Source organism: Geobacter sp. 60473, assembly GCF_036323535.1.
Lineage (GTDB): Bacteria > Desulfobacterota > Desulfuromonadia > Geobacterales > Geobacteraceae > Geobacter > Geobacter sulfurreducens.
This window is the reverse complement of the sequence record NZ_AP028967.1, coordinates 1,419,497-1,432,960: the sequence shown is the minus strand read 5'-3', so window position 1 is coordinate 1,432,960 and position 13,464 is coordinate 1,419,497. Positions and strand designations below refer to the sequence as shown.

14 protein-coding genes are annotated in these 13,464 nt (G+C 61.6%); 10 read left to right on the top strand and 4 right to left on the bottom strand.

The genetic code is table 11. The features are described 5' to 3' along the window. Positions 1-3 precede the first annotated feature (3 nt). From AABA48_RS06580 to hrpB, 3 genes are read left to right on the top strand one after another with little or no spacing between them, the layout of a single operon-like run. Positions 4-822, top strand: coding sequence for a phosphatase PAP2 family protein (locus AABA48_RS06580; RefSeq protein WP_286352516.1), 819 nt, complete (start codon positions 4-6; stop codon positions 820-822). Positions 823-832: 10 nt separating this feature from the next. Beyond that, the gene (locus AABA48_RS06575; protein WP_286352462.1) at positions 833-1,519 is read left to right on the top strand and encodes an HAD family hydrolase; all 687 of its coding nucleotides are present in this window, start codon (positions 833-835) and stop codon (positions 1,517-1,519) included. A gap of 34 nt (positions 1,520-1,553) precedes the next feature. Continuing rightward, positions 1,554-4,094 (top strand): ATP-dependent helicase HrpB, encoded by a 2,541-nt coding sequence (gene hrpB / locus AABA48_RS06570; protein WP_286352463.1) that lies wholly within the window; start codon positions 1,554-1,556, stop codon positions 4,092-4,094. A gap of 18 nt (positions 4,095-4,112) precedes the next feature. On the opposite strand, the gene AABA48_RS06565 is transcribed toward hrpB, so the two are convergent. Further along, positions 4,113-4,871, bottom strand: coding sequence for a M23 family metallopeptidase (locus tag AABA48_RS06565; protein ID WP_286352464.1), 759 nt, complete (start codon positions 4,869-4,871; stop codon positions 4,113-4,115). A gap of 426 nt (positions 4,872-5,297) precedes the next feature. Here AABA48_RS06565 and AABA48_RS06560 point away from each other — a divergent pair, with 426 nt between their 5' ends. From AABA48_RS06560 to amrB, 7 genes are all read left to right on the top strand, one after another. Beyond that, entirely contained in the window at positions 5,298-5,636 is a 339-nt protein-coding gene (locus AABA48_RS06560; protein ID WP_010942480.1) for a P-II family nitrogen regulator, read from the top strand. Between the two features lie 38 nt (positions 5,637-5,674). Beyond that, a complete protein-coding gene (glnA, locus tag AABA48_RS06555; protein ID WP_286352465.1) occupies positions 5,675-7,087 on the top strand; it encodes a type I glutamate--ammonia ligase in 1,413 nt (470 codons plus the stop codon). Between the two features lie 142 nt (positions 7,088-7,229). Next, positions 7,230-7,910, top strand: coding sequence for a site-2 protease family protein (locus AABA48_RS06550; protein WP_010942478.1), 681 nt, complete (start codon positions 7,230-7,232; stop codon positions 7,908-7,910). Positions 7,911-7,976: 66 nt separating this feature from the next. Beyond that, a complete protein-coding gene (gene trpS, locus AABA48_RS06545) occupies positions 7,977-8,960 on the top strand; it encodes a tryptophan--tRNA ligase (RefSeq protein WP_286352466.1) in 984 nt (327 codons plus the stop codon). After that, on the top strand, positions 8,957-9,763 hold the full coding sequence (locus tag AABA48_RS06540; protein WP_286352467.1) for a segregation and condensation protein A: 807 nt from the start codon (positions 8,957-8,959) through the stop codon (positions 9,761-9,763). The genes trpS and AABA48_RS06540 overlap by 4 nt, the downstream gene beginning before the upstream one ends. Then, positions 9,750-10,337: an SMC-Scp complex subunit ScpB gene (gene scpB / locus AABA48_RS06535; protein ID WP_286352468.1), complete on the top strand. Its 588-nt coding sequence runs from the start codon at positions 9,750-9,752 to the stop codon at positions 10,335-10,337. The genes AABA48_RS06540 and scpB overlap by 14 nt, the downstream gene beginning before the upstream one ends. A gap of 74 nt (positions 10,338-10,411) precedes the next feature. Continuing rightward, positions 10,412-11,215: an AmmeMemoRadiSam system protein B gene (amrB, locus tag AABA48_RS06530; RefSeq protein ID WP_286352469.1), complete on the top strand. Its 804-nt coding sequence runs from the start codon at positions 10,412-10,414 to the stop codon at positions 11,213-11,215. Between the two features lie 2 nt (positions 11,216-11,217). Here the strand turns inward: amrB and AABA48_RS06525 are convergent, their stop codons facing one another. From AABA48_RS06525 to nadB, 3 genes are read right to left on the bottom strand one after another with little or no spacing between them, the layout of a single operon-like run. Next, positions 11,218-11,427, bottom strand: a complete 210-nt coding sequence (locus AABA48_RS06525; RefSeq protein WP_010942473.1) for a hypothetical protein — start codon at positions 11,425-11,427, stop codon at positions 11,218-11,220. Beyond that, positions 11,427-11,723 (bottom strand): chorismate mutase, encoded by a 297-nt coding sequence (locus AABA48_RS06520; protein WP_014551663.1) that lies wholly within the window; start codon positions 11,721-11,723, stop codon positions 11,427-11,429. Before AABA48_RS06520 ends, AABA48_RS06525 begins: the two co-directional genes overlap by 1 nt. Positions 11,724-11,730: 7 nt before the next feature. Continuing rightward, on the bottom strand, positions 11,731-13,326 hold the full coding sequence (gene nadB / locus AABA48_RS06515) for an L-aspartate oxidase (RefSeq protein ID WP_286352470.1): 1,596 nt from the start codon (positions 13,324-13,326) through the stop codon (positions 11,731-11,733). Positions 13,327-13,464: the final 138 nt, after the last annotated feature.

Below are 13,464 nucleotides of genomic sequence, written 5' to 3'. Positions count from 1 at the left end.
TTGATGGTTCGGTGCGTCATGGGGGCGATAGTTGCGGCGGCCATTCTGGTGGTGCTCACGGCAACGACGGCGGTAGCGGAGGATATGCCCTGGTCGGGCGAATTTCTGAGCCGGGAGGCACGGACGCTCCGCGACGAGTCTGCCGCTTTCGTAACGGCGCCCTTCAGGGTCGATAATGGTGCCCTGTGGGGGACACTGGCCGTAGCGGGGGCAGTGGGAGTCCTGTCGCAGTTCGACGAGGATATCCGGGACGAGGTGGCAGAAACGCGCGGCCGGACCCTTGACCGGATCACCGATGCCGGCAGTCTCGTGGGTAATCCGGTCATTCATCTGGGAGTGGCGGGTGCCGTTTATGGCGGCGGGCTGCTTGCCGGGTCCCCCCGCTGGCGGGATACGGGGCTCATGATGGGTGAGGCGGCTCTCCTGGCTGATGCCGCAACCCTGGTGCTCAAGCAGGCTATTGGCCGCGCCCGACCCCTGACGGGCAAGGGGGGCGGCAGCTTCCGCCCGTTTGGGTTCGAATCGGATTACGATTCCATGCCCTCCATGCACACGGCCAGTTCCTTTGCCATGGCTTCGGTCATCACGTCCACGTCCGGAAGTGTGCCGGTGGGTGTCGTATCCTATGCAACGGCTGCCTTTGTGGGGTTTTCCCGCATGCAGGAAGGAAAGCACTGGGCCAGCGATGTGCTCCTGGGTGCCGCCATCGGCGAACTGGCCGGCAGGATCGTCACCCGCTTCCACGCCGGCGGCGGAAATCTGGCGCTGGTGCCGGCAGTGGCGGAAGACGCGGCAATCCTTTTCCTGGTCGGGAAATTCTAGGAGGTTTTTCATGCTGTCAGCCGTTATCTTCGATTTCGACGGGATCATCGTCGATACCGAACCGCTCCACTACCGGGCATTCCAGGCCATTCTCGAACCTATTGGGTTCGGCTATTCCTGGGAGGCCTACGTGGATGTCTACATGGGCTATGACGACCGGGACGCCTTCCGGGAAGCGTTCAGGGTGCGGGGCGCGGACTTGGAAGACCGCGAACTCGAAGGTCTTATCGCCCGCAAGGCGGCTGCGTTCCAGGAGATCATCGCTTCCGGCGTCACACCCTATCCGGGTGTTGTCGAACTGATCAGGAACATCAAGGCCAATCATCCCGTGGCGCTTTGCAGCGGCGCACTCCGCTCGGACATTCTGCCGATCCTGGAGGGGCTCGGCCTCTCGGGCATCTTTGACGTCATGGTCACAGCCGACGAGGTGTCGGCCAGCAAACCCGACCCGGCCAGCTATGCCCTGGCGGTGCGGCGGCTGACAGCTGCCTTTCCCGACCGGCAGATTCGGCCGGAAACATGCGTCGCGATTGAAGACACACCGGCTGGCATCGCCTCGGCCACGGGGGCCGGGATCGGTGTCCTTGCCGTCACCAACAGCTATCCCGCCGTGCGGCTCGGCGGTGCCCGCAGGGTCGTTGACTCCCTGGCCGACGTGGGCCTGGCCGACCTGGCGGCATTGACCGGCCAGGAGTAAGCCCCCTGATTCATCGTTTCCATTCATTCTTCCAATGAACCGCCTTCCCGTTGACGACGTCATCCCCGACCTGCTGACGGCCCTTGAGCAGCGGAACGCCGCAGTACTTCAGGCGCCGCCGGGGGCCGGGAAAACCACCCGCGTTCCCCTCGCGCTCCTTGACGCTCCCTGGCTGAACGGCAAACGGATTATCATGCTGGAACCGCGCCGGCTGGCCGCGACGAATGCTGCCCGCTGGATGGCCCGCAGTCTGGGGGAGGAGGCGGGCGCCACAGTGGGGTACGCCATCCGCTTCGACCGCCGGGTGTCTGCCCGAACCCGGGTGGAAGTGGTGACCGAAGGAATCCTCACCCGTCGACTCCAGTCCGATCCGCTCCTTGAGGGGGTCGGTGCGGTGATCTTCGACGAGTTCCACGAGCGGAGCATCCATTCGGATCTGGCCCTCGCCCTCTGCCGCGATGTTCAGGCAGGGCTGCGGGAGGACCTGCGGATCATCGTCATGTCGGCAACCATGGCTGCGGCGCCGGTCGCGGCCCTGCTCGGCGACGCACCGGTCATCACCAGCGAGGGGCGAAACCACCCCGTTGTGCTGCGGCATATTCCGCCCAACGACCGGGAGAACCTCCCCTCGGCCGTGGCGCGCGCCGTCCGGATTGCAGCGCGCGAGTGCGAAGGGGATATCCTCGCGTTTCTCCCCGGCGTCGGAGAGATCAGGCGCTGTGGCCAACTGCTCGCTGATGATCCGCCGTTGCATGCCCCGCTGGTGGTGCCCCTCTACGGCGATCTGCCGTTCGTGGAGCAGGAGCGGGCGATTCTGCCGGTCCCCGGCCGGCGCAAGGTGGTGCTGGCAACAACCATTGCCGAAACGAGTCTCACCATCGAAGGTGTCCGCGTGGTGGTGGACGGTGGCCAGACCCGGCGGCTGAGATATGATCCGGCCTCGGGGCTGAACCGGCTGGTCACCGAGCGGGTTTCCGCCGCATCGGCGACCCAACGGGCCGGTCGGGCCGGCCGCCTGGGACCGGGAACCTGCTACCGCCTCTGGCCAGAGCATAACCAGCAGGCGCTCCTGGCGGCAGATCCCCCGGAAATCCTCATTGCCGATCTGGCTCCGCTGGCCCTCGACCTGGCACACTGGGGGGTAAGCGATCCTGCGTCCCTTGCCTGGCTCGATCCTCCTCCCCGCGGGGCACTGGAGGAGGCGAGAAACCTTCTGAAGTCCCTCGATGCCCTTGACGGCCAGGGGATGATAACCGAAACGGGACGGCGCATGGCGGAGTTGCCGCTCCATCCTCGTCTGGCCCATATGTTGCTGCGCGCGACCGAGCGCGGGCTGGCACCTCTTGCGTGCGACGTGGCCGCGCTGCTCACGGAGCGGGACATCGTGCGTCCCGCCGGGACCGGTCAGGCCACCGAACGCGCCGGCTGCGACATGCTCATCCGGGTAGAGGCCCTTGAACAGTGGCGGCAGGGAAGGGGGGGGAGGGATCACCAAGTTGATTCTTCAGCCTGCCGGGCAGTGGACCGGGTGGCATCACACCTGCGGCGCCTGATTGCCCCGGATGGAAAGGGGCACGCGGTTGCGGATCCGGTTCGGGAAACGGGGCTGCTGCTTTCGTGGGCATATCCTGACCGGATCGCCCAGGCCCGTCCCGGGGGCGAACGGCGCTATCTTCTGGCCAACGGCAGAGGGGCCTTGTTGTCGGAACGGAGTTCCCTCCACGGGGAGCAGTTGCTCGTGGCCTATCTGGTGGAGCGCGGCGAGCGGGGGGACGACCTGATTCGCCAGGCGAGCGCCCTTGACCCGGCGCGGTTCCACGAAGAGTTCTCCGGCGACATCTACCGGCGGCGCACGGTGGTTTGGGATGATCGCGAAGGAAGGGTGATCGCCCGGGATGAGGTCTGCTACGGTGCCATTGTTCTGGAGAGCCGCCCCGTCTCCGCCACGGGCGATGAGGTCCGTGCTGCCTTGCTGACGGGACTGCGTGTCGGTCCGGGCATAACGGCTCTGGGATGGCCGCCGGCCGTCCGCCAGTTCCGGGCACGGGTCCGCTTTCTCGGCCGGGTCTGCCCTGTCGACGGCTGGCCCGATCTTTCCGATGAACGACTTCTGGAAACAATCGAGGTCTGGCTCGGCCCCTTTCTGGGAAAGGCCCGGAGCCTTGCCGACCTGGCGTCTATCGATCTTCTGACGCCTCTGAAAGCCCTGCTCTCCTGGGACCAGCTCCGCCGCCTCGACGAGGGGGCACCCACTCACCTGACGGTGCCGAGCGGTTCGCGGATTTCCCTGGCGTACGATGCGGAAGGGGCTCCGACCCTGGCGGTGAAGCTGCAGGAAATGTTCGGGTGCGCCGATACCCCTGCCGTGGCCTGGGGGCGGGTCCCGGTGGTGGTACACCTCCTGTCCCCCGCCGGGCGTCCCCTGCAGGTCACGTCCGATCTGCGCGGCTTCTGGAACGGGGCGTATCAGGAGGTCAAAAAAGAGATGCGGGGACGCTACCCCAAGCATCCCTGGCCCGACGATCCCTGGAGCGCGGTGCCGACCCGCAGGACCAAACGGTCGGGAGAAGGGTAGCGGATGTGGCTGCAGTAATCAGTGGTTGGTCAGCAGTATGGTTCCGTCGGCCTGGAGGATTTTGCGAATGGTGTCCGCGGCGCGGGGAGTAGCAGCGGTGCCGATCCGATCGCCCCGGGCGCCGGGCAGATATGATGATGTGACGTTCACGTCGCCCCGCCAGGCTTCGAAGTGGAGGTGGGGCCCGGTGGATCTCCCCGTCGAGCCGGAGAGGGCGATGGTATCGCCGGCGGAGACGCTGGCTCCCTCTACCACCGCATTCATGGAGTTGTGGGCGTAGAGAGTGATTATGCCGTCCGGGTGTTCAAGGACCACCATGGTGCCGTAGCCCGGCCGGTTTCCCGCAAAGGCCACGCGCCCCGGTGCGATGGCCCTGACCGGCGTTCCCTCAGGCACGGCGATGTCGATGCCCCGGTGTTCGCGCATGGTGCCGTCGATGGGATCGTGTCGGAATCCCACCAGGGAGGTTATCCTTCCCTGGACCGGCGGCGCCGCGGATGCATCTGAAGGGGGCGGAACGGTCTGGCTGATTGCAGGAGATGTCCCGGTGATGCCGGTCGCCCGCAGGTGGTGCGGCACGGTGCGGCGGGTACCGGGCCGGGCTGCCTTTTTTTCGCGCAGATAGAGCGATGCCTTGCCGTTCCTGGGGGAGTCGGTGAAGCATTCTACGCCGTCCTCGTCCACGAACCGGTATATGTCGGCCCGTGAACGCTCGGGGGCAGTCAGCCCCACCAGTGCAGCGAGCATGACGATACGCACTGTGTGTCCTGTGATCATGATGGTCTCCACTATACCTATCGGCCGGAAACAAAACAAGTTTAACCGGGCTGTGAGCACCTCCTGCAGAAGCATGATGCAGAGATGTCCGATGTTTGGCTTGACTGACAGCCGGAGAAGACGCAGGGCTGCGCTACGGCCCGAGTCACTGGAACGGGCTGCCCGATAGTGGTGCTTATTTGATGTGCAGACGGGTGCCTTGTGGTGCCTTAATTTTGTGCTATATTTTTTCTGTTCCCTTCCCGGCGCCAATCCCCAATCCTCAACCTGTTGAATTTGCTGTTATTGGATTTTTCTCTCTGTTTAGGCAGGCTATTTGCTTTTATATCTGCACCAAAGACGCCGCAGGGGGATACGCCTTGCTTTTTGAGGGTGGCAAACCTATAATCCTCCAACTTTTCAACTATCCCAAGGGGGTGATGTGTCTTGAAAAAAGTCGAAGCGATTATCAAACCGTTCAAGCTGGATGAAGTTAAGGAAGCGCTCAACGAAATCGGCATCCAGGGAATCACGGTTGGGGAAGTCAAGGGGTTCGGTCGTCAGAAGGGGCACACGGAACTCTATCGCGGCGCTGAATATGTCGTGGATTTTATCCCCAAGATCAAGATGGAGATCATTGTCGCCGACGATATCGTTTCCAAGGTGGTCGATACCATTGAGCAGGCCGCCAAGACGGGGCGCATCGGCGACGGTAAAATTTTCGTGACTCCGGTTGAAGAGGTTATCCGCATACGGACCGGCGAACGCGGCGAAGACGCACTGTAGCGTCGTACTTTATCTGTTTTCGAAAGGAGATTGTGTAAATGACACCACAAGAGGTAGTAAGCTTCGCCAAAGAGAACGGCGCGCTGATGGTCGATTACAAGTTCATGGACTTCGTTGGCATCTGGCAGCACGTTTCCGTGCCGATTTCGGAGTTCGGTGAAGATACATTTGAGGAAGGCCAGGGTTTCGACGGTTCCTCAATCCGCGGCTGGCAGCCTATCCATGCGTCGGACATGATCCTCCTGCCGGACCCTGCAACGGCCAAGATGGATCCGTTCATCGCCGTGCCGACCCTTTCGCTCATCTGCAATGTTTTCGATCCGATCACCAAGGAAGACTACACCCGCGATCCGCGCAATATCGCCCGTAAGGCCGAGGCGTACCTGAAGTCGACCGGCATTGGCGATACCGCTTTCTTCGGTCCCGAGGCCGAGTTCTTCATTTTCGACGACGTCCGGTACGATTCGACCTCCAACCAGTCGTTCTACGTGGTTGATTCGGTGGAGGGTGCCTGGAACACCGGCCGTGAAGAGTTCCCCAACCTGGGCTACAAGCCGCGCCACAAGGAAGGTTATTTCCCGGTTTCCCCGACAGACTCCCAGAACGATCTCCGCAATGAGATGGTCATGGAGCTCCAGAAAGTCGGCATCCGGGTCGAGTGCCAGCATCACGAGGTTGCCTCCGGCGGCCAGGCCGAAATCGACATGCGGTTCTCTTCCCTCGTCGACATGGCCGACCAGCTCCAATGGTTCAAGTATGTCATCAAGAACGTTGCCTACCGCAACGGCAAGTCCGTTACCTTCATGCCCAAGCCGCTCTATGGGGACAACGGTTCCGGCATGCACTGCCACATGTCCATCTGGAAGGACGGCCAGAACCTCTTTGCCGGCGACAAGTACGGCGGGCTTTCCCAGATGGCCCTCTGGTACATCGGTGGTATCATCAAGCACGCCAAGGCTCTGTGCGCCCTGACCAACCCGACCACCAACTCATACAAGCGTCTGGTGCCGGGCTTCGAGGCACCGGTGAACATGGCTTACTCCAGCCGTAACCGTTCCGCCTCCATCCGGATCCCCATGATGTCCACCAACCCGAAGGCCAAGCGGATCGAGTACCGGACTCCGGACCCCTCCTGCAACGGCTATCTTGCCTTCGCCGCCATGCTGATGGCCGGCCTCGACGGCATCGAGAACAAGATCGATCCGGGGCAACCGCTGGATAAGGACATCTACGGGCTTTCCCCCGAGGAGCTCAAGAACATCCCGTCCGCTCCGGGAAGCCTTGAAGATGCCCTCAAGGCCCTGGAAGCCGACCACGAGTTCCTTCTCAAGGGCGACGTCTTTACCCCCGACGTTATCGAGAAGTGGATCGAGTACAAGATGGAAGCCGAGGTCAACCCGGTCCGCATGCGTCCGGTCCCCCTCGAGTTCGCCCTCTACTACGACATCTAGTCGAAGGCCACAATCTGCAGCAAGCGAAAGGCGGGAGCGATCCCGCCTTTCTTTTTTGCACCGGCAATTCAGGCTGCTTCGTTGACTTTCCGCCCCATATCTGTTAGAAATGACTGATTTTACGAGGTGAAAAGCCCCACACATGGAAAACTTCTTTCTCAAGCTCTCCATCATGCTCGTGCCGGCCCTTATGGCAATCACCTGCCACGAAGTCTCCCACGGCTTCATCGCCGATCGACTTGGTGACCGGACGGCCCGCTTCATGGGCCGGCTCACGCTGAATCCCCTCAAGCACCTGGACCTCTTCGGCACTCTTATGGTCTTCATCGTCGGCATCGGGTGGGCCAAGCCGGTTCCGGTCAATTTCGGCAACCTGCGTAATCCGAAGCGGGACATGGTCTGGGTTGCGGCCGCCGGGCCCATTACCAACTTCACGCTGGCCTTTCTGTCTGCCATGGCCATGCGCGGACTGGCCGCTGCAGGCAGCATGCTGCCGGATAGTTCGCCCCTTCAGATGGCCCTCGACCCGATCGTGCTGATGCTTGCCTTTTCGGTCTACATCAATCTGCTCCTGGGCATCTTCAATCTGATTCCGGTGCCTCCCCTGGACGGCGGCCGCGTGGCCGTGGGGCTTCTGCCCTACCGGCAGGCCGAGGCCTTGGCGCGGTTCGAGCCCTACGGCATGATCGTCATCATCCTGCTGGTTTTTTTCACTAATATATTCGAGAAAGTCATCTCCCCGGTGGTGGATTTGGGCATCAGCATCCTCGCCGGTCCCCAAAGCGGACTGGTGTACAATGTCACGCATTTTCTGATGAGATAACAGGTGCGCGGACCCGGTGGATGAAGCGATGGTCCACCGTTGTCCCGTGCCGGCAAGGAGCCTGCAATGAGCAACAAGCGGATAGTAAGCGGCATGAGACCGACCGGCAAGCTTCACCTCGGCCATTTCCACGGGGTGCTGGCAAACTGGCGTGAGCTTCAGGAGGAGTATGAATGTTTCTTCTTCGCCGCTGACTGGCATTCTCTCACCACCGAGTATGACAATACCGGCGCAATTCTCGAGAACATCCGCGAAATGGTTCTCGACTGGCTTGCCTTCGGGGTCGATCCGGCCAAAAGTGTCATATTCCGCCAGAGTCTCGTGCCCCAGCATGCGGAACTCAACCTGATTCTCTCCATGATTACGCCCGTGTCGTGGCTTGAGCGCAACCCGACCTTCAAGGAAATGCAGGACAACCTTGACGCCAAGGATCTTTCCACCTTCGGCTTCCTCGGCTATCCGGTCCTCATGGCGGCGGACATCATCCTCTACCGGGCGGCAAAGGTGCCGGTGGGACATGACCAGTTGCCCCACCTGGAGATAACCCGCGAGATCGCCCGCCGCTTCAACTACCTCTACCGTGAAGTTTTCCCCGAGCCAGCGGCGCTCCTTACGGAGACCCCCAAGGTGCTCGGCCTCGACGGCCGGAAGATGAGCAAGTCGTACGGCAATTCCATCTATCTCTCCGAGACTGCCGAAGAGACGAGCAAAAAGATCATGTCCATGGTGACCGACACCCAGCGGGTCCGCCGCAGCGATCCGGGTGAGCCGGACCGGTGCGTGGCATTCAACCTACATCGTCTCTATGTTCCCGACGACGAACGGGCCGAGATCGTCGAGTCCTGCCGTGGCGCAACGATCGGTTGTGTGGACTGCAAGAAGATCCTTGCCCGCCATCTTGTGGAGACACTTGCGCCGTTCCGCGCCAAGCGCGTGGAACTTGCGGCCCGTCCGGAACTGGTGGACGAGATTCTGGCCGAGGGCAGCAATCGGGCGGCCCGCGAGGCAACCGTGACCATGACCGCCGTGCGGGACGCCATCAGACTATGAGTGAAGGGGAAACCCTCACATTCGGCCTTGAAGGAGCCGCCTCGCCCTATACGGTCAGGCTCGAGGTGTTCGAAGGCCCCCTGGATCTACTCCTGCACCTCATCAAGAAGAACGAGGTGGATATCTACGATATCCCGGTATCCACCATCACGCGCCAGTACCTTGAGTACATACGCATGATGAAGGAGCTCAACCTGGAGGTGGCCGGCGATTTCATCGTCATGGCCTCCACCCTGATCCAGATCAAGTCGCGGATGCTCTTGCCGGCGCCCGACGAGGAGCCCGGCGCAGAGGATGAAGAGGCCGACCCGCGGGCGGAACTGGTGCGCAGGCTGCTGGAATACCAGCGGTACAAGGAGGCCGCGCTCACCCTGTCCGAACGGGAGTTGCTCGGCCGCGACGTGCATGTGCGCGCCGCAGCGGGGGATGAGCCCGAACCGGCTCCCGAGGAGGAACCGGTAGAGGTGGAGCTGTTCGAATTGATTGAGGCTTTCCGGCGGGTTCTCGACCGGGTTTCCCAGGAGAGTTTTCATGAAGTGGGCTCCGAGTCGATTACCATTGCCGAGCGGATCAACGATATCCTCACCGCTCTGGAGGGAAAGGAGTCGCTCCTGTTCGACGATCTTTTCCCCGAGGGCTTCAATAGGGATTTTTTCATTGCGACCTTTCTGGCCGTACTTGAGCTGTGCAAGTTGAAGATGGTGCGGGTCGTTCAGGCGAGCCGCTACGGCTCCATCTGGATCGCGCCGGCAGTGTCGGATTCGGCGGATGCCGCCGGGGAGTTGACTGATGCACCGGCTTGAGTCCCTTGTGGAAAGCCTGCTTTTCGTTTCAGAGACACCGCTGTCTCTGGATCGTCTCTGCTCATTGCTGGAGGAGTTCGACCGGGCCGCTATCCGCGAGGCTCTTGATCGCCTGCTGGAACGCTATGGCGGAGAGGGCCGGGGTATTATCCTGGCTGAGGTGGGAGGCGGATTCCAGTTCCGGACTCCCGCCGGCAACGGAGATGTGATCCGGCGGCTCACCAAGGCCCGGCCGGCCCGGTTCAGCCAGTCTGCTCTGGAAACGCTGGCCATAATTGCCTACCGTCAGCCGGTCACCCGAGCCGAAATCGAGTACCTGCGCGGGGTTGATTCGGGGGGGGTGCTGAAGACCCTTCTGGAGAAGAAGCTCATCAAAATTCTCGGCAAGCGCGATATTCCAGGGAAACCTCTCATCTACGGCACCACCCGCGAATTTCTCGAACTGTTTGCCCTGAAGGACCTGAAGAGCCTGCCGTCACTCAAGGAGATCCGTGAGCTTTCCGAAGCCGCGGCATTCGAGCAGCAGGAGGAACTGCCGCTGGCAGCCCCTCCGGAAGAGGGCAGAGAGCAGTAAATGTGGTATACGTTATACGTCGACGCGTTGCCGCAGGGGGGCGGCACGAGATCAGGGGTGTCAAGGAGGATGCCATGGTACGTCAACCAGCAGTGGCCGGACAGTTCTATACCGACGATCCCCGCAGGCTCAGGGAGGAACTCGGCCGCCTGATCCGGCCCGTTCCTGCCCCGCGCCGCGTAACCGGCGTCATCGCTCCCCACGCCGGCTATATGTATTCCGGCGCCATTGCCGGCGCCGTCTACGGTTCGATTACCATCCCCCGCACCGTTGTCATCCTCGGCCCCAACCATCATGGCCTTGGCGCTGCCGCCTCGCTCTACCCCGACGGAAGATGGTTGTCGCCTCTGGGGGAGGTCCCGATCGAGCAGCGGCTTTCCTCGCTTATCCTCGAACACGTGCCCCAGGCGGAACCCGATGTGATTGCCCACCGCTTCGAACATTCGCTGGAGGTGCAGGTACCGTTCCTGCGCTATCTCAATAGTGATGTTGCCATTGTGCCGATGTGCCTGGGTGACGGCGGGTATGGCTGGTGTCGCCAGGTTGGGGAGGGGCTGGCCCGGGCAATTGCCGCCTATGGCGAGGAGGTCCTGATCGTGGCGAGCTCCGACATGACCCATTACGAGTCGGCGGAGAGCGCCCGGCTCAAGGATGAGGCCGCGCTTTCGTGTGTACTGGCGCTGGACGCCGAAGGGCTGTTAAAGGTGTGCCGGCAACGGGGCATAACCATGTGCGGGGTGATCCCGTCGACGGTCATGCTGGTGGCGGCCCGGGAGCTCGGTGCGTCCCGGGCGGAACTGATCAGGTACGGAACCAGTGGCGATGTCACGGGGGACAACAGGCAGGTGGTTGCCTACGCGGCGGTTGCGGTATATTAAGCCTACTCTTCCTTGGATATCCTGACCACCTGCAGAACGCCGGGCATCCGTTCAAGGGTGGGGGCGTCCAGGGTTTCCGTGTCGCCGATGACGCCGATAATGGTCCGGTTGGCACCGGTGGACTGATGGATGTCGAAGTTGCGGTTGATCAGGTATTCCTTTATCTTCACGAGCGCCTCTTCATCGGCGCTTTTTTTCATGATGATGAGCATTACAGCTCCTTCCTGCCGTCGGATTCCCCGCGGTGCGTCATTATTCGTTCCAGTCGCCGCGATTCGTCAATGACCCGTTCGAAAAGCCGCACAATGGCTCCGTCGTCCAAGGGGCCGGCGTTTTCCCGTTGCATCCGCTCGAAGATCTTTTTTTCCCGGGTCGGGTCATAGACCGGCAACCCCTTGTCTTTCTTGATGGCACCAATTTCCAGGGCAAGCCCTGCCCGCCGGTTGAAGATCCGCAGCAGTTCGCTGTCCAGCCGGTCGATTTCCTGGCGTATCTGGTCTATGGTCATTGCCGCCTCAGAATTGCTTCTTGATGAAGGTGTCGTGTCTGCAGTGGATGTCGTCACGTTCCGGGTAGTTGATGGTGTAGTGGAGTCCCCGGGATTCCTTGCGCTGGAGAGCGCACTTGACGATGAGCTCGGCCACGGTGGCGATGTTGCGCAGCTCGATCAGGTCGGAAGTTACGGTGAAGTTCCAGTAGTAATCCTCGATTTCTTCCTGGATGAGGCGGATGCGCCGCAGGGCACGCTCCAGCCGCTTGTCGGAGCGGACGATTCCCACGTAATTCCACATGAAGCGCCGTATTTCATCCCAGTTCTGGGAGACGACCACCATCTCGTCGCTGTCCGTGGCAGTGCCTGAATCCCACTCGGGAATGACCGGGAACTCGAAGTGGTTCTGCCGCAACTCCTCCACCGCATGCTGAAAGGCGCGTCCGGCATAGACCGCGGCCTCAAGCAGGGAGTTGCTCGCCAGGCGGTTTGCCCCGTGCAGGCCGGTGAAGGCGGCTTCGCCGATCGCATAAAGGTAGCGGATATCGGTTTCGCCGTTGGCATCCACGGCCACCCCGCCGCAGAGATAGTGTGCTGCGGGAACCACCGGCAGCGGATCCCTGGTCATGTCGAGCCCAAACTCAAGGCAGGTCTGGTAGATGTTGGGGAAGCGATTTCTGACGTACTCGGGGTCCTTGTGGGTAATGTCAAGGAAGACGCAGTCTTCCCCATGGGTTTTCATCTCGTTATCGATGGCCCGCGCCACGATGTCGCGAGGAGCCAGGTCCTTGAGCTTGTGATATTTTTCCATGAACGCGGTGCCGTCGCGACGCCGCAGAATCGCCCCTTCGCCACGCACCGCCTCGGATATGAGGAAGGATTTTGCATGGGGGTGGTAAAGGGTGGTGGGGTGGAACTGCATGAACTCCATATTGGCGATGGTGGCGCCGGCACGGTAGGCCATGGCGACGCCATCGCCCGTGGCCACGTCGGGATTGCAGGTGTAGAGATAGACCTTGCCCGCCCCGCCGGTGGCAAGCAGGGTGATCTTGGCGGTGAATGTTCTCACGACATTGTCTTCGATACCGAGGACATGTGCGCCGAGGCAACGGTTGGGGGCCACCCGCTTGCGGATCACTTTCGCTTCGGTGATGAGGTCGATGGCAATATGGTGTTCGTAAATACGGATGTTCGGATTTTCCCGGGCTGCCGCCACCAGTGCCCTTTCGATTTCGCGGCCTGTGACGTCGTCGGCGTGCAGGATGCGGCGCTGGCTGTGACCGCCCTCGCGGGTCAGGTCGAAGGCCTCGCCGCTGCGGGTAAACTGCACTCCCCATTCGATCAGGTTCCTGATGACCTTCGGGCCTTCCTCCACCACCATCCTGACCACGTCTTCGTGGCAGATGCCCGCGCCGGCGACCAGGGTGTCTTCCACGTGAGCGTCAAAGGTGTCGTCCTGGGAAAAAACCGATGCGATTCCACCTTGGGCGTAATTCGTCGCCGACTCGGATACTTCGCGTTTTGTCACTATTGCGACGGTTCCATGACGCGCTGCCTGGAGCGCGAAGGCGAGTCCGGCGATTCCGCTGCCGATGACCAGAAAATCGCTCTGGATCTTCATTGCGTGTCTCCTAGATGGGAAAGGAAAAGTAACTGCGGGGTTTGTGTGTAAACGGAATAACTGGGCGATTATTCTCCCCCGTCTGTGGTTTGTCAAGGGTTTTGGGCGCTTGGACGATGTGCGACTCCCTTTCGGTTG

Excerpts from the sequence above, each read along its gene's own strand:
- AABA48_RS06580 (WP_286352516.1), top strand. The coding sequence starts at position 4 with ATGGTTCGGTGCGTCATGGGGGCGATAGTTGCGGCGGCCATTCTGGTG.
- AABA48_RS06575 (WP_286352462.1), top strand. The coding sequence starts at position 833 with ATGCTGTCAGCCGTTATCTTCGATTTCGACGGGATCATCGTCGATACC.
- hrpB (WP_286352463.1), top strand. The coding sequence starts at position 1,554 with ATGAACCGCCTTCCCGTTGACGACGTCATCCCCGACCTGCTGACGGCC.
- AABA48_RS06565 (WP_286352464.1), bottom strand. The coding sequence starts at position 4,871 with ATGATCACAGGACACACAGTGCGTATCGTCATGCTCGCTGCACTGGTG.
- glnA (WP_286352465.1), top strand. The coding sequence starts at position 5,675 with ATGACACCACAAGAGGTAGTAAGCTTCGCCAAAGAGAACGGCGCGCTG.
- AABA48_RS06550 (WP_010942478.1), top strand. The coding sequence starts at position 7,230 with ATGGAAAACTTCTTTCTCAAGCTCTCCATCATGCTCGTGCCGGCCCTT.
- trpS (WP_286352466.1), top strand. The coding sequence starts at position 7,977 with ATGAGCAACAAGCGGATAGTAAGCGGCATGAGACCGACCGGCAAGCTT.
- AABA48_RS06540 (WP_286352467.1), top strand. The coding sequence starts at position 8,957 with ATGAGTGAAGGGGAAACCCTCACATTCGGCCTTGAAGGAGCCGCCTCG.
- scpB (WP_286352468.1), top strand. The coding sequence starts at position 9,750 with ATGCACCGGCTTGAGTCCCTTGTGGAAAGCCTGCTTTTCGTTTCAGAG.
- amrB (WP_286352469.1), top strand. The coding sequence starts at position 10,412 with ATGGTACGTCAACCAGCAGTGGCCGGACAGTTCTATACCGACGATCCC.
- AABA48_RS06525 (WP_010942473.1), bottom strand. The coding sequence starts at position 11,427 with ATGCTCATCATCATGAAAAAAAGCGCCGATGAAGAGGCGCTCGTGAAG.
- AABA48_RS06520 (WP_014551663.1), bottom strand. The coding sequence starts at position 11,723 with ATGACCATAGACCAGATACGCCAGGAAATCGACCGGCTGGACAGCGAA.
- nadB (WP_286352470.1), bottom strand. The coding sequence starts at position 13,326 with ATGAAGATCCAGAGCGATTTTCTGGTCATCGGCAGCGGAATCGCCGGA.